Source organism: Mangrovibrevibacter kandeliae (assembly GCF_024519155.1).
GTDB classification, from domain to species: Bacteria; Pseudomonadota; Alphaproteobacteria; order Rhizobiales; family Rhizobiaceae; genus Mangrovibrevibacter; species Mangrovibrevibacter kandeliae.
On record NZ_JANIFJ010000005.1, the window covers coordinates 248,419 to 274,762 of the forward strand.

Consider the following 26,344-nt stretch of genomic DNA (forward strand, 5'->3'; position numbering starts at 1 on the left):
CGCCTCAAGCGACGGCGGCGTCGTCTTCCATGTCGAGCATGAACCGGATTTCGTCCGTGCTGAAGCCGCCTTCGCGGGCGATCTCGACGAACGTGCGGTCGATGGTCGTCTTCGGCTGCTGCACGCCGGCCTCGCCACCGTCACCGGCCGGGACCTCGGCGTCGGGATGTCTGCACATGGGTCATCCTCCCGCTCATGCGTCTGAAGGGGATCGTGCAGGATCCCTGCCCAATCGCCAGCCTTAGGAGCTTAGGCTTGCGCGGGCCTGACCGCCAGCGGGATCGACCCTCGCCGCGATCGGCCGCCGCGCCAGTCCCGCCGATGCGTCAGGCGAGGGCAGTCCCGCGCGTCTCGGTATCGACCAGCGCGACGGCGCCCGCGCCGATCAGGAGGAGCACCGCGAAAACGGTGAGCGCCGTGCCGAAGCCGGCCGCGACCACCGGCGCCATCACCGTCGGCGCTGCAAGGCCGCCGAGGCGCGCCATCGCGCCTGCAAACCCCATGCCGCTGGCGCGCAGCCGGGTCGGGAACAGCTCCGGCGTGAAGGCATAGAGGGCGCCCCAGGTCCCGAGCAGCGCGAAGCTCATCAGGATCATCGCGCCCGCGACCAGAACGGCCGACGTGGCGAGCGCATAGAGCGAGCAGCTGGCCGCGCTGACGAGAAGGAAGCCGATCAGCGTCGGCTTGCGGCCCCAGCGCTCAACGCCATAGGCAGCCAGCGCGTAGCCCGGGAGCTGCGCGAGCGCGATCACCACGAGGAAGAGGTGGCCCCGCACGAAGCCGAAGCCCTGGCCGGCGAGCTGTGCCGGCAGCCAGGCGAAGACCCCGTAATAGGAGATCGACACGAGCAGCCAGGCGGTGAACATCGCCAGGCTGCGCCGCATGAGGCTGCCGGCGAAGAGCTCGGACAGCCGGGTGCGCGTCGCCGGGGCGGCGGTCAGCGGCGCCACCGGATTGACCCCTCCGTTCATCGCCGCAACGCGCTCCAGCGTCGCCCGCGCCTCCGGCTCGCGGCCGCTGCGCAGAAGGTAGAGCGGCGACTCGGGCACCCAGAACCGCAGAACGATGCCGATCGCCGCGGGCAGGCCGGTCAGAAAGAAGATGACGCGCCAGGCCTCCGGCACCCCGTTCGACTGCACCGCCCAGGCGATCAGCGCCACCGCGACGGTCCCGACCGCCCAGAAGCCCTCGAGGATCACCAGCCACCGCCCGCGCTTCTCCGGCGTCAGGAACTCCGCCATCATCGCGTAGTCGACCGGCAGCGTGCCGCCGACGCCGATGCCGGTCAGCAGGCGCAGCGCCAGCAGCCACTCGAAGCCCGGCGCGAAAGCCGACAGGACTCCGAAGACCGCATCGATGAGGACGGTGACGATGAGGACCCTGCGCCGCCCGAGACGATCCGCCAGCCGGCCGAACAGCGCGGCGCCGACCAACATTCCGAGGAAGAAGGCGGTGCCCGTCTGCAGCGCCTGCGGCACTGTGAGCCCGAAGCTGCCGGCGATCGAGGGCGCGGTGAGGCCGATCGCCAGCACCTGCATGGCATCCGCCGCCCAGACGAGGCCGAAAATGCCGAGCAGGCGCCGCTGGAATCGGCCGACGCCCGCCCCTGCCAGGGCGGCCTCGAACGGGATTGTCTGCATGGCGGAGCGCTCCTTCCGGCGGGCGCGGCGGACGATGGCGCCGGTTCGCTCGCGCTTGGGAGGAGTAGCCGTTCGTTAGCCGTATTGCAAAAGCGACGGCAGCAACGGCCCACTCACGCGGGTGCGAGCGAAGCGTCGCGCAACAAGGCGCTGATCTGCTGGGTCTGATAAGGCTTGCGCGCCAGCATCACGTCGGCCGGCAGCTGGTCCGGCCGGGTCAGGCCGCCGCAGACGAGGATCAGCCGCACCGGGGGCCAGCGGTCGCGCACGAATCGTGCGAGAGCCAGCCCATCCATCGTGCCAGACGCCTCGCTGTCCAGCAGGACGATGCCGATTTCCGGGTGCGCCGTCAGCGTCGCGAGCGCCTCGTCGGCATCGGCAGCCTCATGGGCAGTCAGGCCGACGTCGCGCACGGTGTCGGCCGCTTCCATGCGGACAAGAATATCAGCCTCGACGATCAGCACGGCTGTGCATGCGATTGAGGCCGACATCATCACCCTTTGCATTTTCCTGCTCTAGGATGGCGAAACTAAACCGCCGGCATTTGGTTTCAAGCGTTGCGTGCAGCGTCCGGCCAAGGTGCCTCCAGCTTCAGGCAAACTCCGCCCGTGTCGTAGCTGAAGACGGCCTGCCCATCGAAGTAGCCGCCGAGCGTGCGCTCGATCATCCGCGTTCCGAATCCGAACGTCGATGGGGCGGTGACAGGCGGCCCGCCGCTTTCCTGCCACTTGAAATGAAAGCGCGCCTCCTCGCTTCGGCCGTCGACCCGCCAGATCACGTCGACGCGGCCGCTCTCCTCCCGCAGGGCGCCGTACTTGGCCGCGTTGGTCGCCAGTTCGTGCAGGGCGAGCGACAGCGCCAGCGTGTGCCGGGCACCCAGCGCCAGCTCCGGACCGTCGATCCGGAACCGGCCGGATCCGAGACCGTGCGGCGCGAGTGCGCCCTCGACGACGGTGTGGATCGGCGCACCGCGCCAGTTGTGATGCACCAGACTGTCGTAGACATCGGCCAAGGCGGCGAGGCGCGCCTCGAAGGCCGTGCGCGCCGAGGCGACGTCGCTTGCCTGCCGGAAGGTCTGCGAGGCGATCGCCTGCACCATCGCGAGCGTGTTCTTCACCCGGTGCTGCAGCTCGTGCGTGACGAGGCGCAGATCGTCTTCGGCGCGCTTGCGGCCGGTGACGTCGATGGCGAGGATGAAGAAGCCTTCGGCCCGCCCGTCGGGACGCCGCCGCGGGATGTAATGCGTCTCCAGCACCTGTTTGCGGCCGCGCCACGGGTCGGTCTGGGCGGCATCGAAGACGACGGCCTCGCCGGCGAAGGCCTTGGCGAAATGCTCCAGCCGCGCCTCGTACAGCGCCTCGCCGATCACCTCGCGCATGTGGCGTCCCACCATGGCCTCGGCCTTGAGGCCGTACCAGACCTCGTAGTTCTCGTTGACGTATTCATAGATGCCATTGGCGTCGACCCGCGCGATGAACACCGGCAGCGCGTTGGTGATCGCCCGCATCTCCTCCTCGTTGCGGCGCAGCCGATCCTGCGTCAGCAGCCGGTCGGTGACGTCCTGCAGCACGCCGACGACGCGCACCGGACGGCCGTCCGCATCGAGGAACACCTCCCCCCGCGCCTGCAGCCCGCTGATCGCGCCGTCCGGCCTGACATAACGCAGCTCGTGCTCGAAGAACCGCTCGCCCCGTCGCAGCGCCGCCCGCACGGTCTCGCTGAGGCGCTCGCTCTCCCCCGGCAGATAGCCGGCCCGGATCTCGTCCAGGTCCGGACGATGGTCGGCCGGGAAGCCGAGCAGGAGTGCGAGCTCGGGTGACGGCGACAACTGCCGGGCCAAGATGTCGTATTCCCACACGACCATGCGCCCGGCGCGCAGCGACGCGCGCAGGCGCTGCTCATTTTCCTCCAGCACCTGCGAAGACGTTTCGAGGCTCTGCTCCACGAAGTGCTGCAGCGTCAGGTCGCGCAGGACGATGATCAGCCCGGTTCGGCTCGACGCCCGATCCTGCTGCATGACCTGCGACCCGCTGGCCCAGAAGCGCGTGCCGTTGCGCCGCACGAACCAGCGGTCCATCGCGGCGCGCCCACTCACGATCGCCCGCTGGCGCTCGTGCTCGCACTGGCCAGTCGCCCGATCCTCCGGCGCCGAAAGAGTGTCGGCGGAGCGACCGAGCATCTCGGTTGCGTCCCACCCAAAGATCAGGCGCGCGCCTTCGCTCCACAGCGTGATGTCGCCCGCGAGATCCGTGGCGATGATCGCGTAGTCGGTGGCGCTGTCCAGGACGCTGCGGTAATCGTCCGCCGCAGCGGGCGCCTGGCTCTGCTCAGGCGAATCCAAGGCTGGAGCGCGCAATCGTGCTTCGGCCAGCTCAAGGCAATCGCGCAGACGCGCGTTCTCCGCCAGCACCTCCTGAAGCCGGTCCTCGATGCTCGTCATGCCACACCCCTCGCCGGTATAGCTATGGCGGCTCGGGCGCGGTCGGGCAACCGGCTTCATGAGTTCAGTCGATCCCCATCCACACGACGCGACTTGCTCCGATGCGCCGGGCGTGCGCAGTGTCGGCACCATGTCGAACGGGAGGTCGCCTTGCCCATGCTTTCCGCCGCCGAAGCGCGTGCTCTGATGCTGGACTTCGGCCGCGTCGCGCTCGCTGCCGCCCATCCTGCGGGACGCTTCGCGGGCCGACTCCCGAAGCCGCCACGCGGGCGCACCATCGTCGTCGGCGCGGGCAAGGCGGCGGCCTCGATGGCGGCGGCCTTCGAGGATGCATGGCAGGCGCCCGTCGAAGGCCTGGTCGTCACCCGCTATGGCCATGCCTGTCCCACGCGAGCGATCGAGGTGGTGGAGGCGGCGCATCCCGTGCCGGACGCAGCGGGGCGGCAGGCTGCAGCGCGGATCATGGACCTCGTCGGCTCGGCCGGACCGGAGGATCTCGTCGTCGCCCTTATCTCCGGCGGCGCCTCGGCCCTCCTCACAGCGCCGGCGGCCGGCATCGACTTTGCCGAAAAGCAGGCGCTCACCGGCGCGCTGCTGCGCTCGGGTGCCGACATCCGGGCGATGAACTGCGTTCGCCGCGCACTCTCGGGGATCAAGGGCGGGCGTCTCGCGGCCCTGTCGCGGGCCCCGGTCGTCACCTTTCTCATCTCGGACGTGCCCGGCGACGATCCCGTCGCCATCGGCTCGGGGCCGACGGTGCCGGCGCCCGACGGACCGGACGAGGCGCTCGCCGTCCTCGACGCCTATGGCATCGCGATCACCGACGCGATGAAAGCGGCGATACGGGCCAATCCGCCGCCGCGTTTCAAAGCCGGGCCGCTGCACATGCTGGCGTCCGGTCGCACGGTCCTCGATGCCGTGGGTTCGGCCGCGCGGGAACAGGGCCTGCAGGTGCTCGATCTCGGCGACCACATCGAGGGCGAGGCCCGCGAGGTCGCCAAGGTGATGGCCGGCGTCGCCCGCTCCATTCGTGCCGCCGCCCGCCCGCTCGCGCCGCCGGCGCTGATCCTCTCCGGTGGCGAGACCAGCGTCACGGTCCGCGGCGACGGGCGCGGCGGACGCAACGCCGAGTTCCTCCTCGCGCTCGCGCTCGCGCTCGGCCCCGAGGGTGCGCACGCCTTCGCGCTCGACACCGACGGCATCGACGGCATGGAGGACAATGCAGGGGCGGTGATCGACCCGGACACGCTCGTCCGCGCCCGTGCCGCCGGCCTCGATCCTGCGGCTCGGCTGGCGGCCAACGACGCCTACAGCGTCTTCGCGGCCCTCGGCGACCTCGTCGTCACCGGCCCGACGCTCACCAACGTCAACGACGTACGCGCCATCCTCGTTCTCTGATCAACCGTCAGAAGCGGTACCAGACCGCGGCGACGAGGCCGCGCTCGCGCAAGGCATCGGTGCCCGCGACCGTCGCGACCCCGCCGAGTTGCAGGGAGATCCGGCTGTCGAGGTCGTAGACGGCGCTCACCTGCAGCTTCTCGTAGCTATAGGCCGACTCGGACGCGTCGGTCACGGCGAAGGTGCCGAAGCCTTGCGCGAGGAGAAGGAGGTCCGGCCGCGGACGGACGCCGAAGGTGAGATCGCTGCGGAGCTCGTCCGGCTGCGCGCCACCGCGCAGGCGATAGGCGAGTTGCAGATCGACGAAGCCCGGCCATCCGCCGACGGCGAACGCGCGTCCGTAGAGCCCCCGCAGATCGAGTTCGCCGTCGGCGCTGCCGGAGAGAGCCGGGCTGCCGCCGGCATCGTCCGCAGTCATTCTGGCCGTGACCTCTGCCGACAGGACGGTCGCCCCGTCGTGCCAGACGCGGACACGGGCACCGAAGTCGGTATAGCCAAGGCCTGAAGCCGTCTGCGCGACCGGATCGCCCTCGTCGACCTGGCGATACTCGCCCCGGCCGATCGCGGTGAAGCCGTCGAACACGCCGTATTCGGCATAGGCAGAAAGTTCACGCTTGCGATAGCGTGCGCGCTTCTCGGCCACGCCTGCGGCGTCGAACCCGCTCGTCGCCTGGCTCGCCAGCAGGCCGACGATGACCTGACCCCGGCCGACCGGCAGGGTCCATGCTCCGGCGACCGCAGGCCCGGCCTCGGCAGCCGCCGCCGTCAGCAGGAGGGCCGCGAGACAGTTCCGCAGGGTTCGCCGCCCGCATGGCGGCACGACGTCGGAAAGCGGCGATATCCGCCGCGCGGCGGACGGGACGCAGAACAGGCCGGACACGCGCGCAACCTCACTTGCGACGGGCCCCCGGATGCAACACCGCGGCATGGGAAGATGCAACCGGAATCGTCACGATCCGTCCTGAGGGTTGCATCCTGCCTCTGATCTCAGACGCGAATCCGTCCAAGCACGGCAAGACGGCCGTCCGGCTCCAGCCGCACCACGATCATCTCCCCGGAGCGCGGATAGACCCCCGTCAGCGCGGTGATGTTCACCTGATGCGTCACCAGGGCCACCTTCGCACCCTTCGGAAGCGCACGCAGACGCTCGATCAGACGCTCGCTCTGCGCCTGCCGCGCACGGCGATCGGAGAAGAACGAATTGAGCGCCGGCTCCTCCTCGACGGGGGCCACCGCCATCAGCTCGGCGGTCTCACGCGTCCGGCACCACTGGCTGGTCAGCACCCGATCGATCGTCACCGCGTTCGTCCTCAGGGCCTGGCCCATCGCCTCGGCCTGCCGTCGGCCCCGGCGGCTGAGGTTGCGCTGCGTTCCGCAGTCGTCGAGCCGGAAGCCAGCCGGATCGCCGGTGCCGGGGGCTTCGGCGTGCCGGATCAGGACTGCCGTGTCCGGTTCGCGCAACGCATCCCAGCCCGCCTGGTCGGCCCGGGCGGCATCTGGCAGCACTGCGGCGGCGACTGCGATCAGCAGCAGGATCAGCAGGCCTCGCATGGTCGTCCCTCCCTCGCACGGACCCGTTTCAGTCTCGGGCGGTGCCTCGGCGCCTCGTGTTCCCCATCGCCGCGGCTTGGTCTAAAAGCGCCCAGCGCGACAGTTCGATCGAGGACCTTATGGCCGACCAGCATAACACCGCCGAACAACAGGCGAGCCTTCTGGCCGAGGCCCTGCCCTTCATGCAGGCCTACGAGAACAAGACAGTGGTGGTCAAATATGGCGGCCACGCCATGGGCAATCCCGAACTCGGCCGCGCCTTCGCCCGCGACATCGCGCTGCTCAAGCAGTCCGGGATCAACCCGATCGTCGTGCATGGCGGCGGCCCGCAGATCGGGCGGATGCTGAGCAGCATGGGCATCGAATCGCGCTTCGAGGGCGGCCTCAGGGTCACCGACCAGCGCACCGTCGAGATCGTCGAAATGGTCCTCGCCGGCTCGATCAACAAGGAGATCGTGGCGCTGATCAATGCCGAGGGAGAGTGGGCGATCGGACTGTGCGGCAAGGACGGCAACATGGTCTTCGCCGAGAAGGCGAAGAAGACGGTGATCGACCCGGACTCCAACATCGAGAAGGTGCTGGATCTCGGCTTCGTCGGGGAGCCGGTGGAGGTCGATCGCACGCTGCTCGATCTCCTCGCCCGCTCCGAGATGATCCCGGTGATCGCGCCTGTGGCGCCCGGCCGTGACGGCCACACCTACAACATCAACGCCGACACCTTCGCCGGTGCGATCGCCGGCGCGCTCAGTGCCTCGCGCCTCCTGTTCCTGACCGACGTGCCGGGCGTGCTCGACAAGTCCGGTCAGCTGATCAAGGAGCTGTCCGTCGCCGAAGCCCGCGCCCTGATCAAGGATGGCACCATATCCGGCGGCATGATCCCGAAGGTCGAAACCTGCATCGAGGCACTGGAGCGCGGCGTCGAGGGCGTCGTGATCCTCAACGGCAAGACGGAGCACGCGGTGCTGCTCGAACTCCTGACCGAGCACGGCGCCGGCACGCTGATCGTGCGCTGAGGACGCACCGGTCGGCCGCCCGCTCGCGGGCTGCGTCCCTCCGCGGCGCGAAGCGATCGCCTCGCGTCTGACGCCCCCTCAGGGCCGTCAAACGAGCTCTTCGGCGCCCAGTGCGTCGCGCCAGGCGGCGCGCCGCTCCTTCAGGCGGCGGCGGCGCACGTAGGCCGGATCCTCGTCCGCAAAGATCTCAAGAATTTCGAGCCCGAACGTGGCCTCGCCGTCGCTGGCGTGCCATGCCGCCTGCAGCGACGCGCACGGATGTCCGTTCAGACGGAGCATGAAGGCGATGCGGTTCCACACGGCATCGAGATCGGGGCTCGCGCCCACCCAGCACCGGTCCGATCCGGTGTGACGAACGACGTAAACGCCAGCAGGCGCCTCGCGCCTCTTGTAGGCCGCAACGGCCAGCCGTTTCTCTTCAGGGGTCACCGCAGGTCGCTCCAATGGATCGCGCCCATTTATACCCGGGTGATATTGCCTACGCAATTCCATCCGGGTAAAAAGCATCGAACGGTGCGAGGGCTGACATGGGCAAAGGGCGAAATCCGGCGGACAGCGACCTTACCGCCTTCCTCGACGGCCACGTGGTCGCCCGAGGTCCGGCGGGCGCGATCGTGACGGCGCTGCGCGAGGTCGCGGTCGATCACGGCCGCGTTCTCGTTTTCGACGGTACGGGCCGGGCGGTCGACGTCGATCTTCGGGAAACGCCGGCAGAGCCGGATGAGGGGGACGACGCGCAGGGCCGCGGCCGCGGTCGGCCGAAGCTCGGCGTGATCGCCCGCGAAGTGACGCTGCTTCCCCGCCACTGGGACTGGCTGGCAGAGCAGCGCGGCGGCGCCTCGGCTGTTCTGCGCCGGCTGATCGACGAAGCCCGCCATCGCGAGGCCCTCACCGGTCGAACGCGGGCGGCGCAGGACGCGGCTTACTGGTTCATGGCGGCGATCGCCGGCGACGAGCCAGGATTCGAGGAGGCGTCGCGGGCGCTCTATGCCGGGGATCGGCCGGGCTTCGAAGCGCGGGTCGCCGGCTGGCCGGCGGACGTGCGCGATCACGCGATGCGGCTCGCCGGCCCGGGCTGGAGCGAAGGCTGACGGCGCCGGGGCCGGCGGCAGCTTGCGCGGCGTTCGCCGGTGGACCTCGACCGGAGGCCGTGTCACCTTCTCACAAGGGAACCACGCTAGCCTCGCGGAACGTTTCCTTCTTCCTGCGCCAGCGCGAGAGCCAGCCCGTCATGACCGTGTCCGCCTCCATCCTACAGACCGCCGACGCGACGGCCGAGGGTTTCGCACACGTGCGCGACTGGGTCTTCGATCTCGACAACACGCTCTACCCACGCCACTCCAACCTGTTCTCCCAGATCGACGAGCGGATGACGCTGTTCGTCAGCCAATTCCTGCAGCTCGACGCGGAGGAGGCGCGCGCGCTGCAAAAGCGCCTCTACCGCGAGCACGGCACGACGCTGCGGGGCCTGATGCGCGAGCACGCCGTCGACCCCGACACGTTCCTGCAGTTCGTGCACGACATCGACTACACCTGGATCGCGCCCGATCTGGCGCTGGGCGAAGAGGTGCGGGCCTTGCCGGGCCGCAAGTTCATCTTCACCAACGGCGACCGGCGGCATGCCGAGCGTGCGGCGCGTCAGCTCGGCATCCTCAACCATTTCGAGGACATCTTCGACATCGTCGCCGCCGACCTCCTGCCGAAGCCGGCAGCCGAAACCTATGACAAGTTCATGGGGCTGCACCGGATCGACGCGTCGCGGGCAGCGATGTTCGAGGACCTCGCCCGCAACCTCGAGGTGCCGAAGCGCCTCGGCATGCGCACCGTCCTTGTCGTCCCGCGCAATCTGGAGACGACCTTCGGCGATGCGTGGGAACACGAGGGTCGCGACGGCGAGCACATCGACTACATCACCGACGACCTCGCCACGTTTCTGCGGCGGGTGCGACCGGCCTGACGCTCAGTCGCCGAGGCGCGAACGATCCGGCCGAGCGAGAGACGCACCCGGATCGGTGTCGCCCGGCATCGGTGCACCGGAGGTCAGCCCAGTGCCGCTCCGGCGGTTGGCCTTCAGCACCTCGTCCATCTGCTCTCCAGGATCGCCGGCTTCGTCGCGGCCCGCCGCCCGACGGTCGGCTTCGCTCGCCGGATCGCTGTCCGTCGCATCCGCGGTTTTCGGCGTGATCGTCTCCGGAACGTCCTTGTCCTGCTGCGCACGGATCATGTCGGCGTTCGGATCGGACATCGGTTCGGCTCCCATTGCGTCGCATCGCGCGCATCCGCGCTTCTGCGGCAACGGTCGCCTGTGGCCGCGGTTCCGGCTCAGAACTTGTAGAAGTCGCGGATCATCGCCCAGCCGTCTTCGGCCGTATCCGCATACTGGATGAGACCGACATCGTCGGGCGCGATGGTCCCCTCCTCGGCCAGGGCCTCGACGTTGATGACCCGCCGCCAAAAGCTCTCGCCGAACAGGATCACCGGGATGCGGGCCATGCGCTTGGTCTGGATCAGGGTCAGTGCCTCGAACAGCTCGTCGAGCGTGCCGAAGCCGCCCGGGAAGATCGCCATCGCCTTCGCCCGCAGCAGGAAGTGCATCTTGCGGATGGCGAAGTAGTGGAACTTGAAGCAGAGCTCGGGCGTCGCGTAGCGGTTCGGCGCCTGCTCGTGCGGGAGCGTGATGTTGAGCGCGATGGACGGTGCGCCGACGTCCGAGGCGCCGCGATTGCCCGCCTCCATAACGCCTGGCCCACCGCCGGTGACGATCACGAACTCCTTGCCGCCGTGGGTCGTCGCGGAGTGCTGCGAGCACAGCCGGGCGAAGCGCCGCGCCTCCTCGTAATAGTGCGAATTGGCCTCAAGGCTGCGCTTCTGTGCCTCGTTGCGCGCCGCCCAGGCCGCCGTGCCCGGCTCGGGAATGCGCGCGCCACCGAACAGGACGACCGTGGACTCGATGCCCGCCTCGAGCAGCGCCATCTCCGGCTTCATCCATTCGAGCTGCAGGCGCACGCCGCGCGTCTCGTCCCCCGTCAGGAAGTCGGCATCGTCGTAGGCGAGGCGGTAGGTCGGCGAACGGCTCTGCGGCGTGTCGACCTTCGCGTCGCGTCGGTCCCGGTCGCGGTCGGTGCGCGAGCTCGGAAACGGATCCCAGGACGGCTGCTGCGGCTTCTTGTCGGTCATCGTCGACTTTCACGTCTTCTGAGATCCGGCACGGTGCCGGTTCGGTTGACCCCCGAAGGGCCTTTTACTAGAGCCGAGGAGAGGTTTGAACAGGAGCCAGAGATGACCGACCGCGCCGCGCTTGAACGCATCATCGACGAGGCCTTCGAGGCGCGCGACACGGTCGGCACGTCGACCGGCGGCGACGTCCGCGAAGCGGTCGAGGCCGCACTCGAGCTCCTCGATTCAGGCGAGGCGCGTGTCGCCGAGAAGGGTGCGCACGGGGCCTGGACCGTCAATCAATGGCTGAAGAAGGCCGTGCTCCTGTCCTTCCGCCTCAACGACATGACGCCGATCCCCGGCGGACCCGGCGGCGCGCACTGGTGGGACAAGGTCCCCTCGAAGTTCGAGGGCTGGGGCGAGAACCGCTTCCGCGAGGCGGGCTTCCGTGCGGTGCCCGGCGCGATCGTGCGGCGCTCGGCCCATATCGGGCGGGGCGTCGTGCTGATGCCGTCCTTCGTCAATCTCGGCGCCTCGGTCGGCGAGAACACGATGGTCGACACCTGGGCGACGGTCGGCTCCTGCGCACAGATCGGCAAAAACGTCCACCTCTCCGGCGGCGTCGGCATCGGCGGCGTGCTCGAGCCGCTGCAGGCCGGCCCGGTCATCATCGAGGACAACTGCTTCGTCGGCGCCCGCTCCGAGGTGGTCGAGGGCTGCATCGTGCGCGAAGGCTCGGTGCTCGGCATGGGCGTCTTCATCGGCCAGTCGACCAAGATCGTCGACCGCGCCACCGGCGAGGTGATGTATGGCGAGGTGCCGCCCTATTCGGTGGTGGTGGCGGGCACCCTGCCCGGCAAGCCGCTGCCGTCGGGTGAGCCCGGCCCCAGCCTCTACTGCGCGGTGATCGTCAAGCGCGTCGACGAGCGCACCCGCTCGAAGACCTCGATCAACGAGCTGCTGCGTAGCTGAGCGCCAGCGACGGGACGACCCGGCCGGACTTCGTCGAGAGGCGCGCGGTCTTGCCGACCGGCGCTTCGCCGGGCGCCGCCTGGCGGAAGACGATGTCGGCGATCGGCGTACCGGCGCCGGCGCTGACCGACGCCGGCCGATCGGCGACCATCGGCCCGCTCGCCGGCAGGATCATCTGGGAGATCGCGAGCGCTGCGCCCGGCACCCCGGCGGCGCCGGGTCCCGACGTCAGCGCCACGAGGGCGGGGTTGGCGGGGGCCGGAGCCTTCGCCTGCGGCAGGACGGCGGCAACCGCGCTGCCGGCCGGCGTCGCGGCGGCGCTGGCCACGGTGACGCTGAGCGGCGCACCGTCGGCCGAAGCCACCAGCGTCTCGCCCGGCTGCGGGAAGCCTCGCGGCACCTCCTCGTGCATGTGCACGCGCCGCCGCTCGATCGCCGCCATGTGCTGCTTGACCGCGCCGCAATAGGCCATGGAAGCCGGCGACATGACGGTCGAACGGTGGCCGGCCTTGTACTTCATCGCCGCCTGGCAGACGTCGCCATCGCCTCGTTCCCACGCACCGGCGAGGTACTTCATGCCGTAGCGCAGGTTGGTGTCGGGATCATAGAGCGCCTCCACCGGGCCGCTGAAGCCGAGGCTGCGGGCGGTGCGCGGCTGGATCTGCGACAGGCCGTAGACGCCGACGCCCTTGGCCTTCGGATTGTAGTGGCTCTCGACCCGGACCACCGCATAGGCGAAGTCGGTCGGCAGATGGTTCTCTTCGGCGTAGGTCTCGATCAGCCGGTCGATCTTGGCGTCGCCGCTGATGGTGGTCGGCGTCGCGGCCTGCGCCTCCATCGCGACGTCGGTCGTCGCGAGCGCCTGGGTGCTGTCGAGCGGCTTGGTCTGCGGCACAGGAACGGCGTTTTCGGCGAGCGCCGTCGGGCCGTTGGCGACGCAGGCGCCGAGCATCAACGGCAGGATCGCCGCCGCGATCGCAGGTCTGGACACGCGTCTCGCCTTCGCGCCCATTCGATGCGCGGTTCCCAGACCCGTTCGCATGCACACGTCCCCGTGATCCCCGCCCACCGGTCTCGACTGCGATCCCGGCCGAATTGCGGCGGAGCTTGCGTCGGGCACCATTCGTTAAGCTTGCATGCGCCATACTGTCCGGCAAGGCTTTGCGCTTGGCCGCCCTCGCGCCTTTCGCTAATCACGGTTCATGAGCCGGTTTCCCATCGATCCGACGTCGATCCTGATCGACCTGATCCGCTGCCCCTCGGTCACTCCACGCGAGGCCGGCGCGCTCGACGCGCTCGACGCCGCGCTGGCTCCCCTCGGCTTCACGGTCGAGCGGCCGACCTTCCACGAAGCCGGCGCCGCCGACGTGGAGAACCTGTTCGCAAGGCGCGGCTCGAGCGGCCCGCACCTCGTCTTTGCCGGCCATACGGACGTCGTGCCGCCCGGCGAGGCCGGCGCCTGGCGCTTCCCGCCCTTCGCCGGGGAAATTGCCGACGGCGCGCTCTACGGCCGCGGCGCGGTGGACATGAAGGGCGGCATCGCCTGCTTCGTCGCTGCCGTCGCCCGGATCGTCGACGCGGACGGCGACCTGCCCGGCCAGGTGTCCCTGCTGATCACCGGGGACGAGGAGGGACCGGCGGTCAACGGCACGGTGAAGCTGCTCGACTGGGCCCGCGCCCGCGGCGAGCGCTTCGACGCCTGCGTGGTGGGAGAGCCGACCAATCCCGACGCGATGGGCGACATGATCAAGGTCGGCCGGCGCGGTTCGCTCTCCGCCACGCTGACGGTCGCCGGACGGCAGGGTCACGTCGCCTATCCCCATCTTGCCGACAACCCGGTGCGCGGCCTCGTGACCTTGCTCGACGCCCTCATGGCCGAGCCGCTGGATGCCGGCAGCGAGCGGTTCCAGCCGTCCAACCTCGAAGTGACCACCATCGACGTCGGCAACCCGTCGACCAACGTCATCCCGGCGGAGGCGAAGGCCGGCTTCAACATCCGCTTCAACGACCGCTGGTCGGTGGCGAGCCTGAAGGCCGAGATCGAGCGGCGGCTGGCCGAGGCCGCGCGCGACCTGCGGCTGCGGCCGGGCAAGGACGCGCCGGTCCGCTACGACCTCGTCTGGCGCTCGCCGGCCTCCGACGCCTTCTTCACCAGCGACGCGCCGCTGACGCAGACCCTCTCGGACGCCATTGAGGCCGTGACCGGCCGACGCCCGGCGCTGTCGACCTCCGGCGGCACCTCCGACGCGCGCTTCATCAAGGACCACTGCCCGGTGGTGGAGTTCGGCCTCGTTGGCCAGACCATGCACATGGTCGACGAATGCGTCGCCCTCGCCGACCTCGAAAGCCTCACCCGCATCTACGAGACCTTCATCCGCGGCTGGTTCCGCGCGCGAGCGTAAGCCGATGCCGGGCCTTGCCGAGATCCTCCGCCAGTTCCAGGGTGCGGCGCTCCTGATGCGCGGCAAGGAAGAGGGGCTGAAGCTCCTCGACCTGTCGGCCGACGGCTTCTGGACGTCGTTCTTCGCGATCGTCGTGGCGCTGCCGCCGATGATCCTGTCCTGGATCGAGTTCCAGTGGATCGAGGCGCCGGGCTCACCCGACCTCTCGCCCGATCCGGTGGACGCCTATGCCGCCCACGCCATCGCCGACCTGATCGCCTGGATCCTGCCGGTCGCCATCCTGATGCTGCTCGCCCGGCGCATGGGCATGTCGCGCAAGATCGGGCCGCTTGTGGTCGCCTCCAACTGGGGCGGCGCGCTGCTCGCCTGGATCTTCTCGCCCTACTGGGTGCTGCTGATCCTCGCCGGGCGCGGTCCGGCGACCAGCCTGCTCGGCCTCCTCGCCACCATCGCCTCGATCATCCTCACGGTGCGGCTCGTCTCGCTGTCGATCGGCCGCGACCTTCCCATCGCCGTCGCCGTCGTCGCGCTGATGGTGATCGCCTCACTCGTCAGCTACGGCCTCGTCATGGACGTCACCGGCGTCCCCCTCATCTGAGACGTTCCCCGCATCGGATGTGAAGCGCCGGAGCTTCGCGCCCGGTCGATACTCGACTTCCGTCAGATAGAGCCCGTCCGGCGGCGCCACCGGACCGCAGCGTTTGCGATCCCGCGCACCGAGCGCCGCCACGAGATCCTCGTCCGTCCAGCGCCCCTCGCCGATCAGCTTCAGCGAGCCAGCGAAGGAGCGAATCTGGTTGTGCAGGAAGGACTGCGCGGAGGCGCGGATGTGCACCTCGTCGCCGGCGGCCAAGACGTCGAGGCGCTCCAGCGTGCGCACCGGGTTCTTCGCCTGGCAGTGGGTCGAGCGGAAGGTGGTGAAGTCGTGGGTGCCGAGGAGCCGCTTGGCGGCCCGGTCCATCGCCGCGACGTCGAGCGGCTTCCACACCCACCAGACCTGGCCGCGCAGCAGCGCGGCGGGCGGGCGCCGGTTGAGGATGCGGTAGAGATAGTGCCGCTGGAAGGCCGTGAAGCGGGCGTCGAAGCTTTCGGGCACCGCCTCGACCGACAGGATCGAGGTCGCCTCCTCCCGCAGATGCGCGTTGAGCGCGTCGCGCACCGTGTCGGCCGCCCAGTCGCGCGTCAGGTCGAGATGCGCGACCTGGCCGCTGGCGTGGACACCGGCGTCGGTCCGCCCGGCACCGAACAGCGTGCGCTCCTCGCCGGCGAAGGCGAGCACCGCCGCCTCGATCGCCGCCTGCACCGACCAGCCGTTCGCCTGGCGCTGCCAGCCGCAATAGGGCCGGCCGTCATACTCGATCGTCAGCTTGTAACGCGGCATCGGATCAGTCCGTGCGGCCGAGGCGCGCGCCCCCGGGAACGGTCGCGCCGCGCAGGAAGGCGTCGGCTGTCACCGGCTTGCCGCCGGCCCGCTGCAGGTCGAGGAGCCGGACCGCGCCCGAACCGCAGGCGATCCGCAAACCGTCGTCCAGAACCTCGCCCGGCGCACCGCCGCCGGCATCCTCGACGGCCCGCAGAAGCTTCACCCGCTCCGGGCCGTTGCCGCCGTCGAGGGTGGTCCAGGCGCCGGGAAAGGGTGAGAAGCCGTTGATCCGGCCGCGCACCGCAGCGGCGGACTGCGTCCAGTCGATCTCCGCCTCGCTCTTGTCGATCTTGCGGGCGTAGACCGCCTCGCGGCCGGTGTGGGCAGCGATCGCGTCCTGCTCCTCGAAGGCGAGCGCGCCGGCTTCCAGCCGCGCCAGCGCCTCCGCCATCAGCCGGGCGGAGAGCGGCGCGAGACGGTCGTGCAGCTCGCCGGCCGTCTCGGTCGCGCCGATCGAAACCCGTTCGGTCAGCGCCACCGGCCCGGTGTCGAGGCCGGCTTCCATCCGCATCACCATCATGCCGGTCTCCGCGTCGCCTGCCTCGACCGCCCGCTGGATCGGCGCCGCGCCGCGCCAGCGCGGCAGCAGCGAGGCATGCCCGTTGAGGCAGCCGAAGCGCGGCGCGTCGAGCACCGGCCGGGGCAGGAGGAGACCGTACGCGACGACCACCGCGACGTCCGCATCGAGCCCCGCGAACTCGGCCTGGTCCACAGGATCGCGCAGCCGCTGCGGGTGGCGGACGGGAAGACCGAGCCGCTCCGCTTCCACCTGAACCGGCGAGGGCGTCAGGGCCAGCCCGCGCCGGCCGCTGGCGCGCGGCGGCTGCGTGTAGACCGCGGCGATCGCGTGTCCCGCCTGATGCAGCGCCGTGAGCGTCGGCACCGAGAAGGCCGGCGTGCCCATGAAGATCACGCGCAGCGTCATCGCCTGCCCTCCCCGCTCCTCGCCCGGCGCATCGCCGACCTCATGCGCTGCGGCGCGCCGCCTTGGTGAACTTCTTCACCACCATGTCGCGCTTCAGCTTGGAGATGTGGTCGATGAAGAGGACGCCGTTGAGGTGGTCGATCTCGTGCTGCAGGCAGGTGGCGAGCAGCCCCTCGGCCTCGAGCTCGTGCATCGCCCCGTCGAGACCGAGATGGCGCACCGTGACGCTCGCCGGCCGCTCGACCTCCGCATAGTAGTCGGGGATCGACAGGCAGCCCTCTTCGTAGACCGATACGCTGTCGGAGGTCGCGACGATCTCGGGATTGAGGAAGATCTGCGGCGCCTTCGGCTCCTCCTCCTTGCTGAGGTCGATCACCAGCATGCGCAGCGGCTCGCCGACCTGGATCGCGGCGAGGCCGATGCCTGGCGCGTCGTACATCGTCTCCAGCATGTCGTCGGCGAAGCGCCGGATCGTCTCGTCGACCCGCTCGACCGGGCTCGAGACTTGGCGCAGCAGGGGATCGGGCAGGATGATGAGCGGCTTGATGGTCATGGCCGTGAGGTAATGTCTGCGCCAGCGCCGGTCAATCAAAACAAGGTGGACCTCGGACCTGCTGCGCCGTCTCGATGTTCATGGTTTGATCTAGTCATCATCGAGCCGTTGCAGTAGGCTGTGTCCATGTCGTCCGTGCTCGCTTTCCTTCATCGACCGCTTCTCGTCACGCCCGCCGGGGTCGTCGACGTCGCGATCGCCTTCGTTCTGGTCGGTCTGGTGCTCATCGGCTGGAGCCTCCTCGCGCAGGGCCGGCTGCGCCGCCGTGTCCGCGAGGCCGAACGCGGCGCAGGAGACGCCACCGACCGGCTCGAGGCGATCCTCAGGGCGCAGACCGAGATGACGGGCCGGATGCAGACGATGGCCGAGATCTTCGGGTCCCGGCAGGCGGATCTGACCCGCGTCCTGTCGGACCGGCTGGACGGGCTGACGCACCGCGTCGGGCACTCGATCCAGGAGACGACGCGCGAGACTCGCACCAGCCTCGGCAATCTGGCGGAGCGGCTGGCGGCGATCGACAAGGCGCAGGCCGAGATCGCGGCGCTCGCCGGCGAGATGGTCCAGTTGCAGGACATCCTGTCCGACAAACAGGCGCGCGGCGCCTTCGGTCAGGCGCGCATGGAGGCGATCATCCGCGACGGGCTGCCACCCGGGGGCTACAGCTTCCAGGCGACGCTGTCGAACGGCAAGCGGCCGGATTGCCTGATCCTCATGCCGAACGGCGCGCCGGGTCTTGCCATCGACGCCAAGTTTCCGCTCGAGTCCTGGAGCGGCTTCCGGCAGGCGGAGGACGACGCCACGCGATCCGCCGCCGCGCAACGCCTGCGCCGCGACATGGACGTGCATGTGCGCGCCATCTCGGAAAAGTACCTGATCGCCGGAGAGACGCAGGAGACCGCCTTCCTCTTCGTGCCGTCCGAAGCGATCGTCGCGGACCTGCACGACAGCTTCCCCGACATCGTGCAGCGCGCCTACCGGGCGCGCGTCGTCATCGTCTCGCCGACGCTCATGATGGTCTGCGTCCAGGTGGTTCAGGCTCTGACGCGCAACGCCCGCATGCGGCGGGAGGCCGGCCGTATCCAGCAGGAGGTGCGGCTGCTGATGGAGGATCTGGCGCGGCTCGATGCACGGGTCGGCGCGTTGAAGTCGCACTTCGTCCAGACCGGACGCGACGTCGATCAGATCCTCGTCTCGACCGGCAAGCTCCTGCGGCGGAGCGAACGGATCGAAGCGGTCGAACTGGGCGACGCGGCGGGGGAGGAAGTACCGCAAGCCGAAGGACAAGCAGCCTTTTCAGCTTGACATGCAGCCGGCGAGCGGGGGCCGAAGCTGAAAGGCTGGGCGGACAGCGCGGAGCAAGACAGCGCTCCGCAGCCCCATCGCATCGACGGCTATGCTGTTTATGACCAAAAGGTAAAATTCGAATGGATCGTTTCGGTCGGCCGCACGTTCTTTGGCCAGTAGATCATCAACTCATACGGTCTTTTGGACACCTTCATGCGCGGCAGTGTCAGAGCCCTCTTGGCGAGCCTCCTCGTCACCCTCGCACCGCTCGCCGTCGTCGGCCCCGCGGCTGCCGCCAATGACCTGACCGTCGCCTATAACAGCCAGACCGACAAGGACTTCCGTCAAGGCCTGCAGATGCGCCTCGCCTGGACCGGGGACTATGCCGGGCTGTTCGACGCCGACATCGGTCCGGGAACGCTTCGGGCGATCCGTGATTTTCAGGCGCGTCATGGTCTTCAGGCCAATGGTGTGATCGACGAGCCTTTCCTGCGCCTCCTGGTCGTCGAGAGCGACCGCGCCCAGCAGGCGCTCGGCTTTTCTTTCGTTGAAGACGAGCTGACCGGTGCGGAGATCGGCCTGCCGAGCGCGCTGGTCCGTGATCTCGGGCCGACCGAGATCGGACGCCTGTGGCGTTCGCCGCAGGACAATGTCGAGGTGGAGACGGTCCGTTTCGCCGATGGTCAGCGTTCGCTGGCCGACATGTATGATCTGGTGCAGACCCCGCAGGCCGACCGCACCGTCGACTACAAGAAGTTCGCAGGCACTTGGTTTGTCGTGTCCGGAACAGAAGCCGGCGGTCGCACCTACTACATCCGCGTGGCTTCGCGCGGTCCGGAGTTGCGCGGTTTCTCCGTGTCCTACACGCCGGACATGGCCGCCAAGATGCAGCCTTTCGTCATCGTCGCGTCCAACATGTTCGACGGCTTTGCGGGCGAGCCGGCCACCGGCGCCGGTTCGGCTCTCGTTGCTGGCCTGACGCGCGGCGGCGACGCCGATCGCTATGCGCTTGCCTATGCCGACCGCGGATCACCGACGCGGGCCGAGCCGGCCTCGGCCCAGGGCGGCGCACCGGCTGCCGCCAGCCAGAACCTCGACTCCTCCGGCACCGGCTTCCTGGTGTCAAAGGACGGCTGGGTGCTCACGAACGCCCATGTCGCGAAGGCCTGTCATACGATCCTCGTCGGCGATCATGGCGCGGCAGACAACCGGATCATCGACAGCGCCAACGATCTCGCCTTGCTGCATGTCGCCTCCGGTTCCGATCTCGGCGAACCGCTGAAGATTTCGACTGCCGCTCCGCGCCTCGGCGAGGACATCCTGGCACTTGGCTTTCCGCTGCGCACGATCCTGGCCGACAGCCTGAACGTGACGCGTGGCAACGTCTCGTCGCTCCTCGGCCTGATGAATGATCCCCGCTACCTTCAGATCTCGGCGCCGGTTCAGCCCGGCAATTCCGGCGGCCCGCTGGTTGACCTCGCCGGTCGTGTCGTCGGCGTCGTGACCGCGAAGCTGAACGCCGTCGCCGTCGCCGACGTCACTGGTGACATTCCGCAGGCGATCAACTTCGCCATCCGGCCGGACACCGTCACGCAGTTCCTCGACGCCAACGCGATCGACTACGCCAAGGCCGATGCTTCGGCGGCGTTCGAGAGCGTTCCCGACGCGACCGCCAAGGTGCAGAACGGCGTCCTTCCGATCCTTTGCCTCGGGGGTTGATCGACTACGCTGATCGACCTGCGCCTGAGGAACAGCGTGTTCTCCGAATCGTCATGGACACGGTCCGAGCGCTGGCTATAAGCGCTCCATGAATTCAGTGGTCTCCGTGCAGGCGCTGTCGAAGGTCTATGCGACCGGCTTCAAGGCGCTGAACAACGTTTCGCTCGATATCCGTCGCGGCGAGATCTTCGCGCTTCTCGGTCCCAACGGAGCGGGAAAGACGACGCTGATCAGCACTGTCTGCGGCATCGTGAATCCCAGCTCCGGCCGTGTCCTCGTGGATGGACACGATACCGTCGCCGACTTCCGCAAGGCGCGCGACCGGATCGGTCTCGTCCCGCAGGAGTTGACCACCGACGCCTTCGAGACGGTCTTCGCCACAGTGAGCTTCAGCCGTGGCCTCTTCGGCAAGCCGCGCAACGACGCCTATGTCGAGGAGATCCTGAAGGAGCTGTCGCTCTGGGACAAGCGCGACACCAAAATGATGGCGCTGTCCGGCGGCATGAAGCGGCGCGTGCTGATCGCCAAGGCGCTGTCGCACGAGCCCGAGATCCTCTTCCTGGACGAACCGTCCGCCGGGGTCGACGTTGCGCTCCGCCGCGACATGTGGGCGATGGTTCGCCGGCTGCGCGAGCGCGGCGTCACCATCATCCTCACGACCCACTACATCGAAGAGGCCGAGGAGATGGCGGACCGCATCGGCGTCATCAACGGCGGCGAGCTGATCCTCGTGGAGGAAAAAGCCGAGCTGATGCGCCAGCTCGGCCGCAAGCAGCTCGTGCTGGAGCTCGGGAGCCGGCTCCCGTCAATCCCGCCCGCCCTCGCCGACTACGACCTGGAGCTGTCGCCGGACGGCGATGCCCTCACCTACACCTACAGCACCCAGAACGGCACGACCGGCATCGCGGCGCTCCTGCGCGACGTGGATGCGGCAGGCCTCGACCTGCGCGACCTGCGCACCCGGCAGAGCTCGCTCGAGGAGATCTTCGTCGAGCTGATCACGCAGAAGCAATGAACATCCACGCCATCCGCGCCATCTATCGTTTCGAGATGGCGCGCACCATTCGCACGCTGCTGCAGAGCATCGTCTCGCCGGTGATCTCGACGTCCCTCTACTTCGTCGTCTTCGGGGCTGCGATCGGTTCGCGCATCAGCGAGATCGACGGCGTCAGCTATGGCGCCTTCATCGTGCCCGGGCTGGTGATGCTGTCGCTCCTCACGCAGAGCATCTCGAACGCCTCCTTCGGCATCTACTTTCCCCGCTTCGCCGGCACGATCTACGAGGTGCTGTCGGCGCCGGTCTCGTTCGTGGAGGTCGTGCTGGGCTACGTCGGTGCGGCCGCGACGAAGTCGATCGTGCTCGGCCTGATCATCCTTCTCACCGCGGGCTTCTTCGTGCCCCTGCGCGTCGAGCATCCGGTCTGGATGCTGTGCTTCCTCGTGCTGACGGCCGTGAGCTTCAGCCTCTTCGGCTTCATCATTGGAATCTGGGCGGACGGCTTCGAGAAGCTGCAGCTCGTGCCGCTGCTGATCGTCACGCCCCTCACCTTTCTTGGCGGGAGCTTCTACTCGATCGACATGTTGCCGCCCTTCTGGCGCGCCGTGACGCTGTTCAATCCGGTCGTCTACCTCGTCAGCGGCTTCCGCTGGAGCTTCTACGGCAAGGCCGACGTCGACGTCGGCGTCAGCCTGACGATGACGCTGGTCTTCTTCGCGCTGTGCATCGCGCTCGTCGCCTGGATCTTTCGGACCGGCTATCGGCTGCGCAACTGAGCGGTTGGGGCTCGTTCGGAAAGGCGGGTCGAGTGCGTGAGGCGGCCGTGGCATCGCGCCGCAAGGCGCGGCCGCCATATGCCGGCGGCGCGTGGGGCGGCGTTCTTACATCCTCATGACGAAAAACGCCGCTACGCCGGTCCCGGCGGTCGTTCCATGGTGCGACGATCATGGTCGCAAGATGGCGCCCGGGCCACGTTCTTTATACGCCGAGACACCTGCGACGAAAAGTCTATACAGCTCTAAGGCGGCACTTGATTGAATTAAAGACTAATTTTTACTTAACGCTGCCCTCTGAGCGTTAAAGTAATTCAGTCGACATTAGGACCGGACAGACGGTGCGCGCTCAGGCGATGGCCCGGGCGCGCCGCTCTGGAACGAGGGACGGACAGAGCACTGCCCCGTCACCGGCAAGGGTGGCGAGTGCCAACTCGCCCGGCGGCTGCGGCCGTCCGAAGAGGAAGCCTTGCAGGAGATCGATGCCGGCCGACAGCAGGAACTGGTGCTGCTCCTCGGTCTCGACCCCCTCGCTGACGACCTCGAGGTCGAGGCGCTGAGCGAAGGTGATGAGGCCCTGAAGGATGTTGCGCGTCGAATCGCTGCAAATGTCGGCCGTGTACTTCCGGTCGATCTTCAACCGGTGCAGCGGCAGCTTGGCGAGATAGAAGAAGTTGGAATAGCCCGCGCCGAAATCGTCGAGCGCGAACCGGATTCCGTCCGCGGCCATGTCCTCCATGATCTTCTGGCCGAGATCCATGTCCTCGAACAGCATGCTCTCGGTGATCTCGAGGATCAGGTGGTTGGGCGCCAGCCCGGATTTCTCGAGCGCCCAGCGGACATCTGCCAGAACGTCGGGCGACGCCATCTGGCGCGGCGACATGTTGACCGAAACGGTCTCGATGAGACCGGCGTCGACCCACCCCTTCGCCTGCACGCAGGCTTCGAGAAGGACGTGACGGCCAAGCCGGCCGATCAGGCCCGAGGTCTCGGCCACCTCGATGAAGCGGCAGGGTGGGATCATGCCCAGCGTCGGATGGCGCCAGCGCGCCAGCGCCTCCACCGAGGGACGTCGCCCGGAGCCCGGCCGGCCGAGGATTGGCTGGTACCAGACCTCGATCTGGCCCGAGGCGATCGCCTGGCCGAGGTCGGCGTCGAGCTGGTGGCGCGTATGGAACGACTCGAGCATCGAGCCCGCGAAGGCGAGGCTGGCATTGCGGCCAGCCCGCTTGGCCTCGTACAGCGCGATATCGGCGAAGCGCTCGAGATCGCCAGGGGTCGTGCAGTCCTGCGGATAAATGGCAGAGCCGCCCGAGAAGCGGATCGACAGGGCGCTCTGGCCGGCGATCACCCGCTGGATCAGGAGGGCCTTGAGCCCGAAGGCGACCGCCTCCAGCCGCGCCGACACGTCCGAGCCGCTGACGACGACGGCGAACTCGTCGCCGCCGATGCGCGCGACGAACTCGCCACGCCCGGCCGCAAGGCTCAGGCGCCGCGCGGCCTCGACGATCACGTCGTCGCCGGCCTGGTGGCCGAGGGCATCGTTGATTTCCTTGAAGTGGTCGAGATCGATGAGGAGCAGGCCGACCTCCCCTCCCGACCGCTGCGCGTTCTGGACCTGCGCGTAAAGACGCTCCTTGAACGCGAGCCGGTTGGAAAGCCCCGCGAGCTGGTCGGTGCGGGCAAGCTGCATCGCACTCTCGCGCTCGCGCACCAGGGCACCGGTGCGCTCCTGCACACGCTTCTCCAACGCGAGATTGGCTTCCACCAGCGACTGGTTCAGTGCAAAGAGCTCGCGGCTCTTCGACTCCAGCTGGCGCTCCGCCTCGCTGCGGGCCAGACGCTCACGCTCCAGAAGCGCCCGGATGTCGTCGTCGACCCGCTCAGGCATGGATGCCATCCGCTGCCTCCGGCCGCAGTGCAGCCGCGACGGTGCAACTTGGCATCCTGCCGGAACGATCTTCGATACGGACACTGAACGCGTTCGTAGTGGTGTGCGGACGCATACGATACTCCCAAGGTCCGACCAGAAGTAGCGCAAAGCCCTTAACGGATCATACGGGTTGATTGCCTTGTAAAACGCCCTGCTTAAATCTTCGGCGGCGGAGTATTTCGCTCAGTGGCCTCTTCAGCCGCCGAGCCGATGCGCCAGATCGGGCGACGGCCAGCACGTGCGCGTCAGGCCCGCCCTGGTCTGCCAGCCGCCGATGGAGCGTCGCGTCTTGAACCCGGGCAGCCCGTCGGCGCCGCCGACGTCGTAGCCCTTCGCCTGCAGCTTCTCCTGCAGCCGGGCGACGTCGCCGCGGGTCATCGCGCCGGCCTCCACCCATCCCCCCTGGAACGCGCCGCCGCCGAGCATCCGGTCCGCCAGGTGTCCGATGAAGAGCGCGTAGAGATCGGAGTTGTTGTAGGCCTTGATGACGTAGAAGTTCGGTGTCGCAACGAAGGCCGGTCCGTAGCGGCCCGCCGGCATCAGGAGGTTGCCGTCGGCCTTCAGTTCGGCGGGCGGAAACGGTTTTCCGGACACCCGCGCCACGCCGTCGGAGACGAAGGCGCTGATCGGGCGGCGCCGGTCCGGCCCCTCGGTGCTGCAGTCGACGCTCTCCGGCGCATTGACCTCGAAGCCCCAGTCGCGCCCTCGCACCCAGCCGGATTGCTGCAGGTAGTGCCCGATCGAGGCGAGGATGTCCGGCACCGTGTTCCAGATGTCCTTGCGCCCGTCGCCGTCGAAGTCGACGGCGAGCGCCTCGAACTTGCTCGGCATGAACTGCGGCTGACCGAGCGCGCCGGCCCACGAGGAACGCATCTCGTCGACTTTGAGATGACCATTCGCCACGATGCGCAGCGCCGCGATCAGTTCGTCCTGGAATATCGCCTTGCGACGCGACAGGTAGGCCTTGGTGCCGAGGACGCGGAAGGCGTTGTAGGGGATTTTCGCCGCACCGTAGCCCGACTCGCGAGCCCAGATGGCGAGGATGATCGTCGGCGGCACGCCGGTCTGGCGTTCGATGCGGTCGAGATCGCCGCGGTAGCGTGACAGGAGCGCTCGGCCTTTCACCGCCAGCGCCTCGATCCGCCGCTCGTCGAAATAGGCCGCCGGGCTCTTGAACTCGGCCTGGAAGTTGTTCTCCTCCACCTTGGCCGGCTCGCCCGGCAGCACGAGATCGGGCAGGTCGAGATCCGGCGTCACGCCGGCGAAGGCGGCGTCGAAGACGGTGCGCGGCACACCGGCCCTCTGAGCCTCCGGCCAGATCTCCCGTTCCAGGAAGGGGCGAAAGCCCGCGGCGATGGCCGCCTTGTCCGGCGCGGCGCCGGCCGGGCGGGGCAGCGCCGCCAGCAGGGCGAGGAGGACGAAGAGCGAAGTGACGATGCGCATGGGCCGCTTCCCCCGATTCAAGCTGCGATGATGGCGGTCAGGGAGCACGGGCCGGGGGCACCGCGTCAAGCCCCGGCGTACGAGCCCCGAGATCAGAGCGCGGTGCGCGAGCGCATCGCCGCCGAGAGCGTGCCCTCGTCGAGGTAATCGAGCTCGCCGCCGACCGGCACGCCATGCGCCAGGCGGGTGATCTTCACGTCGAAGCCGGCGAGCTGGTCGATGAGGTAGTGCGCGGTCGTCTGCCCCTCGACCGTCGCATTGACCGCGACGATCACCTCGACGACGCCACCTTCTGCCACGCGCGCCACCAGCTGGCGGATCGTGAGGTCGTCGGGACCGATCCCCTCGAGCGGCGAGAGAACGCCGCCGAGCACGTGATAGGCGGCGTTCAGCGCCTTGGCCCGCTCCAGCGCCCAGAGATCGGCGACGTCCTCGACCACGACGATGACGCTCGCATCCCGGCTGTGGTCGCAGCAGATCGTGCAGGGGTCGCGCGTGTCGATGTTGCCGCAGGTCGAGCACACCTTCACCTCGTCGAGCGCGGTCGCCATCGCGGCCGCGAGCGGCGCGAGCAGCTGCTCCTTGCGCTTGACGAGATGCAGGGTGGCGCGGCGGGCCGAGCGTGGGCCGAGGCCCGGCAGCTTGGCGAGGAGCTGGATCAGCCGCTCGATCTCGGGGCCGGCGATCGACTTCGACATGGAGGTGTACGGGACTCTTCTGCG

The 26,344-nt window shown here is 68.7% G+C and carries 27 protein-coding genes; 11 read left to right on the forward strand and 16 right to left on the reverse strand.

From position 1 onward, the window contains the following. Positions 1-4: 4 nt before the first annotated feature. The 4 genes from NPA30_RS14750 to NPA30_RS14765 form a co-directional block, all read right to left on the reverse strand. Positions 5-178, reverse strand: a complete 174-nt coding sequence (locus NPA30_RS14750; protein WP_256803495.1) for a hypothetical protein — start codon at positions 176-178, stop codon at positions 5-7. A gap of 148 nt (positions 179-326) precedes the next feature. Then, a complete protein-coding gene (locus NPA30_RS14755; protein ID WP_256803496.1) occupies positions 327-1,640 on the reverse strand; it encodes an MFS transporter in 1,314 nt (437 codons plus the stop codon). Positions 1,641-1,753: 113 nt separating this feature from the next. Beyond that, positions 1,754-2,104 (reverse strand): response regulator, encoded by a 351-nt coding sequence (locus tag NPA30_RS14760; protein WP_256803497.1) that lies wholly within the window; start codon positions 2,102-2,104, stop codon positions 1,754-1,756. 86 nt (positions 2,105-2,190) lie between these two features. Beyond that, positions 2,191-4,080 (reverse strand): PAS domain S-box protein, encoded by a 1,890-nt coding sequence (locus NPA30_RS14765; protein WP_256803498.1) that lies wholly within the window; start codon positions 4,078-4,080, stop codon positions 2,191-2,193. 156 nt (positions 4,081-4,236) lie between these two features. Between NPA30_RS14765 and NPA30_RS14770 the strand changes: the two genes are divergently transcribed. Next, a complete protein-coding gene (locus NPA30_RS14770; RefSeq protein WP_256803616.1) occupies positions 4,237-5,478 on the forward strand; it encodes a glycerate kinase type-2 family protein in 1,242 nt (413 codons plus the stop codon). 7 nt (positions 5,479-5,485) lie between these two features. Here NPA30_RS14770 and NPA30_RS14775 read toward each other — a convergent pair whose 3' ends face one another. Both NPA30_RS14775 and NPA30_RS14780 read right to left on the reverse strand, forming a co-directional pair. Then, complete coding sequence (locus NPA30_RS14775) at positions 5,486-6,358, reverse strand: hypothetical protein (RefSeq protein ID WP_256803499.1); 873 nt, start codon at positions 6,356-6,358, stop codon at positions 5,486-5,488. A 107-nt stretch (positions 6,359-6,465) separates the two neighbouring features. Continuing rightward, positions 6,466-7,029, reverse strand: a complete 564-nt coding sequence (locus NPA30_RS14780; protein ID WP_256803500.1) for a histidine phosphatase family protein — start codon at positions 7,027-7,029, stop codon at positions 6,466-6,468. A 119-nt stretch (positions 7,030-7,148) separates the two neighbouring features. Between NPA30_RS14780 and argB the strand changes: the two genes are divergently transcribed. Next, positions 7,149-8,042, forward strand: a complete 894-nt coding sequence (gene argB / locus NPA30_RS14785) for an acetylglutamate kinase (protein ID WP_256803501.1) — start codon at positions 7,149-7,151, stop codon at positions 8,040-8,042. Positions 8,043-8,129: 87 nt separating this feature from the next. On the opposite strand, the gene NPA30_RS14790 is transcribed toward argB, so the two are convergent. Then, positions 8,130-8,471, reverse strand: a complete 342-nt coding sequence (locus tag NPA30_RS14790; RefSeq protein ID WP_256803502.1) for a GIY-YIG nuclease family protein — start codon at positions 8,469-8,471, stop codon at positions 8,130-8,132. 98 nt (positions 8,472-8,569) lie between these two features. On the opposite strand from NPA30_RS14790, the gene NPA30_RS14795 reads away from it, so the two are divergent. Together NPA30_RS14795 and NPA30_RS14800 are read left to right on the forward strand one after the other, a co-directional pair. Continuing rightward, positions 8,570-9,133, forward strand: a complete 564-nt coding sequence (locus NPA30_RS14795; protein ID WP_256803503.1) for a DUF2239 family protein — start codon at positions 8,570-8,572, stop codon at positions 9,131-9,133. A gap of 140 nt (positions 9,134-9,273) precedes the next feature. Continuing rightward, positions 9,274-9,999, forward strand: coding sequence for a pyrimidine 5'-nucleotidase (locus tag NPA30_RS14800; protein ID WP_256803504.1), 726 nt, complete (start codon positions 9,274-9,276; stop codon positions 9,997-9,999). Positions 10,000-10,002: 3 nt separating this feature from the next. Here the strand turns inward: NPA30_RS14800 and NPA30_RS14805 are convergent, their stop codons facing one another. Next, a complete protein-coding gene (locus NPA30_RS14805) occupies positions 10,003-10,287 on the reverse strand; it encodes a hypothetical protein (protein ID WP_256803505.1) in 285 nt (94 codons plus the stop codon). Between the two features lie 77 nt (positions 10,288-10,364). Beyond that, positions 10,365-11,219, reverse strand: a complete 855-nt coding sequence (locus NPA30_RS14810) for an LOG family protein (protein WP_256803506.1) — start codon at positions 11,217-11,219, stop codon at positions 10,365-10,367. Positions 11,220-11,321: 102 nt separating this feature from the next. On the opposite strand from NPA30_RS14810, the gene dapD reads away from it, so the two are divergent. Further along, entirely contained in the window at positions 11,322-12,170 is an 849-nt protein-coding gene (gene dapD / locus NPA30_RS14815) for a 2,3,4,5-tetrahydropyridine-2,6-dicarboxylate N-succinyltransferase (RefSeq protein ID WP_256803507.1), read from the forward strand. Here the strand turns inward: dapD and NPA30_RS14820 are convergent. Next, complete coding sequence (locus NPA30_RS14820; RefSeq protein WP_256803508.1) at positions 12,148-13,161, reverse strand: lytic transglycosylase domain-containing protein; 1,014 nt, start codon at positions 13,159-13,161, stop codon at positions 12,148-12,150. The two genes, dapD and NPA30_RS14820, sit on opposite strands and share 23 nt — an antisense overlap. A gap of 211 nt (positions 13,162-13,372) precedes the next feature. Between NPA30_RS14820 and dapE the strand changes: the two genes are divergently transcribed. Together dapE and NPA30_RS14830 are read left to right on the forward strand one after the other, a co-directional pair. Beyond that, positions 13,373-14,572: a succinyl-diaminopimelate desuccinylase gene (gene dapE / locus NPA30_RS14825; protein ID WP_256803509.1), complete on the forward strand. Its 1,200-nt coding sequence runs from the start codon at positions 13,373-13,375 to the stop codon at positions 14,570-14,572. 4 nt (positions 14,573-14,576) lie between these two features. After that, on the forward strand, positions 14,577-15,170 hold the full coding sequence (locus tag NPA30_RS14830; RefSeq protein ID WP_256803510.1) for a hypothetical protein: 594 nt from the start codon (positions 14,577-14,579) through the stop codon (positions 15,168-15,170). Here NPA30_RS14830 and truA read toward each other — a convergent pair. The 3 genes from truA to def are packed head-to-tail and all read right to left on the reverse strand — an operon-like array spanning position 15,117 to position 17,473. Continuing rightward, entirely contained in the window at positions 15,117-15,953 is an 837-nt protein-coding gene (gene truA / locus NPA30_RS14835; protein ID WP_256803511.1) for a tRNA pseudouridine(38-40) synthase TruA, read from the reverse strand. The genes NPA30_RS14830 and truA overlap by 54 nt on opposite strands. 4 nt (positions 15,954-15,957) lie before the next feature. Further along, positions 15,958-16,920: a methionyl-tRNA formyltransferase gene (gene fmt, locus NPA30_RS14840; protein ID WP_256803512.1), complete on the reverse strand. Its 963-nt coding sequence runs from the start codon at positions 16,918-16,920 to the stop codon at positions 15,958-15,960. A gap of 40 nt (positions 16,921-16,960) precedes the next feature. Beyond that, positions 16,961-17,473, reverse strand: a complete 513-nt coding sequence (gene def / locus NPA30_RS14845; protein ID WP_256803513.1) for a peptide deformylase — start codon at positions 17,471-17,473, stop codon at positions 16,961-16,963. Positions 17,474-17,599: 126 nt separating this feature from the next. Between def and NPA30_RS14850 the strand changes: the two genes are divergently transcribed. From NPA30_RS14850 to NPA30_RS14865, 4 genes are all read left to right on the forward strand, one after another. Beyond that, positions 17,600-18,775, forward strand: coding sequence for a DNA recombination protein RmuC (locus NPA30_RS14850; RefSeq protein ID WP_256803514.1), 1,176 nt, complete (start codon positions 17,600-17,602; stop codon positions 18,773-18,775). A gap of 195 nt (positions 18,776-18,970) precedes the next feature. Then, positions 18,971-20,476 (forward strand): serine protease, encoded by a 1,506-nt coding sequence (locus tag NPA30_RS14855; RefSeq protein WP_256803515.1) that lies wholly within the window; start codon positions 18,971-18,973, stop codon positions 20,474-20,476. 88 nt (positions 20,477-20,564) lie between these two features. Continuing rightward, positions 20,565-21,491: an ABC transporter ATP-binding protein gene (locus NPA30_RS14860; protein ID WP_256803516.1), complete on the forward strand. Its 927-nt coding sequence runs from the start codon at positions 20,565-20,567 to the stop codon at positions 21,489-21,491. Further along, entirely contained in the window at positions 21,488-22,249 is a 762-nt protein-coding gene (locus tag NPA30_RS14865; protein ID WP_256803517.1) for an ABC transporter permease, read from the forward strand. The genes NPA30_RS14860 and NPA30_RS14865 overlap by 4 nt, the downstream gene beginning before the upstream one ends. A 346-nt stretch (positions 22,250-22,595) precedes the next feature. Here NPA30_RS14865 and NPA30_RS14870 read toward each other — a convergent pair whose 3' ends face one another. From NPA30_RS14870 to recR, 3 genes are all read right to left on the reverse strand, one after another. Beyond that, positions 22,596-24,146: a putative bifunctional diguanylate cyclase/phosphodiesterase gene (locus tag NPA30_RS14870; RefSeq protein ID WP_256803518.1), complete on the reverse strand. Its 1,551-nt coding sequence runs from the start codon at positions 24,144-24,146 to the stop codon at positions 22,596-22,598. A 228-nt stretch (positions 24,147-24,374) separates the two neighbouring features. Further along, positions 24,375-25,622, reverse strand: coding sequence for a lytic murein transglycosylase (locus NPA30_RS14875; RefSeq protein ID WP_256803519.1), 1,248 nt, complete (start codon positions 25,620-25,622; stop codon positions 24,375-24,377). Positions 25,623-25,714: 92 nt separating this feature from the next. Then, entirely contained in the window at positions 25,715-26,320 is a 606-nt protein-coding gene (gene recR / locus NPA30_RS14880) for a recombination mediator RecR (protein ID WP_256803520.1), read from the reverse strand. Positions 26,321-26,344 lie beyond the last annotated feature (24 nt).

What these genes read in the sequence shown, in the direction of transcription:
- NPA30_RS14855 (WP_256803515.1), top strand. Translation starts at nt 18,971, where the DNA reads ATGCGCGGCAGTGTCAGAGCCCTCTTGGCGAGCCTCCTCGTCACCCTC.
- argB (WP_256803501.1), top strand. Translation starts at nt 7,149, where the DNA reads ATGGCCGACCAGCATAACACCGCCGAACAACAGGCGAGCCTTCTGGCC.
- NPA30_RS14805 (WP_256803505.1), bottom strand. Translation starts at nt 10,287, where the DNA reads ATGTCCGATCCGAACGCCGACATGATCCGTGCGCAGCAGGACAAGGAC.
- NPA30_RS14830 (WP_256803510.1), top strand. Translation starts at nt 14,577, where the DNA reads ATGCCGGGCCTTGCCGAGATCCTCCGCCAGTTCCAGGGTGCGGCGCTC.
- fmt (WP_256803512.1), bottom strand. Translation starts at nt 16,920, where the DNA reads ATGACGCTGCGCGTGATCTTCATGGGCACGCCGGCCTTCTCGGTGCCG.
- NPA30_RS14800 (WP_256803504.1), top strand. Translation starts at nt 9,274, where the DNA reads ATGACCGTGTCCGCCTCCATCCTACAGACCGCCGACGCGACGGCCGAG.
- NPA30_RS14810 (WP_256803506.1), bottom strand. Translation starts at nt 11,219, where the DNA reads ATGACCGACAAGAAGCCGCAGCAGCCGTCCTGGGATCCGTTTCCGAGC.
- def (WP_256803513.1), bottom strand. Translation starts at nt 17,473, where the DNA reads ATGACCATCAAGCCGCTCATCATCCTGCCCGATCCCCTGCTGCGCCAA.
- NPA30_RS14755 (WP_256803496.1), bottom strand. Translation starts at nt 1,640, where the DNA reads ATGCAGACAATCCCGTTCGAGGCCGCCCTGGCAGGGGCGGGCGTCGGC.
- dapE (WP_256803509.1), top strand. Translation starts at nt 13,373, where the DNA reads ATGAGCCGGTTTCCCATCGATCCGACGTCGATCCTGATCGACCTGATC.
- NPA30_RS14870 (WP_256803518.1), bottom strand. Translation starts at nt 24,146, where the DNA reads ATGGCATCCATGCCTGAGCGGGTCGACGACGACATCCGGGCGCTTCTG.
- recR (WP_256803520.1), bottom strand. Translation starts at nt 26,320, where the DNA reads ATGTCGAAGTCGATCGCCGGCCCCGAGATCGAGCGGCTGATCCAGCTC.
- NPA30_RS14780 (WP_256803500.1), bottom strand. Translation starts at nt 7,029, where the DNA reads ATGCGAGGCCTGCTGATCCTGCTGCTGATCGCAGTCGCCGCCGCAGTG.
- NPA30_RS14875 (WP_256803519.1), bottom strand. Translation starts at nt 25,622, where the DNA reads ATGCGCATCGTCACTTCGCTCTTCGTCCTCCTCGCCCTGCTGGCGGCG.
- truA (WP_256803511.1), bottom strand. Translation starts at nt 15,953, where the DNA reads ATGCCGCGTTACAAGCTGACGATCGAGTATGACGGCCGGCCCTATTGC.
- NPA30_RS14765 (WP_256803498.1), bottom strand. Translation starts at nt 4,080, where the DNA reads ATGACGAGCATCGAGGACCGGCTTCAGGAGGTGCTGGCGGAGAACGCG.
- NPA30_RS14860 (WP_256803516.1), top strand. Translation starts at nt 20,565, where the DNA reads ATGAATTCAGTGGTCTCCGTGCAGGCGCTGTCGAAGGTCTATGCGACC.
- NPA30_RS14750 (WP_256803495.1), bottom strand. Translation starts at nt 178, where the DNA reads ATGTGCAGACATCCCGACGCCGAGGTCCCGGCCGGTGACGGTGGCGAG.
- dapD (WP_256803507.1), top strand. Translation starts at nt 11,322, where the DNA reads ATGACCGACCGCGCCGCGCTTGAACGCATCATCGACGAGGCCTTCGAG.
- NPA30_RS14795 (WP_256803503.1), top strand. Translation starts at nt 8,570, where the DNA reads ATGGGCAAAGGGCGAAATCCGGCGGACAGCGACCTTACCGCCTTCCTC.
- NPA30_RS14865 (WP_256803517.1), top strand. Translation starts at nt 21,488, where the DNA reads ATGAACATCCACGCCATCCGCGCCATCTATCGTTTCGAGATGGCGCGC.
- NPA30_RS14850 (WP_256803514.1), top strand. Translation starts at nt 17,600, where the DNA reads ATGTCGTCCGTGCTCGCTTTCCTTCATCGACCGCTTCTCGTCACGCCC.
- NPA30_RS14770 (WP_256803616.1), top strand. Translation starts at nt 4,237, where the DNA reads ATGCTTTCCGCCGCCGAAGCGCGTGCTCTGATGCTGGACTTCGGCCGC.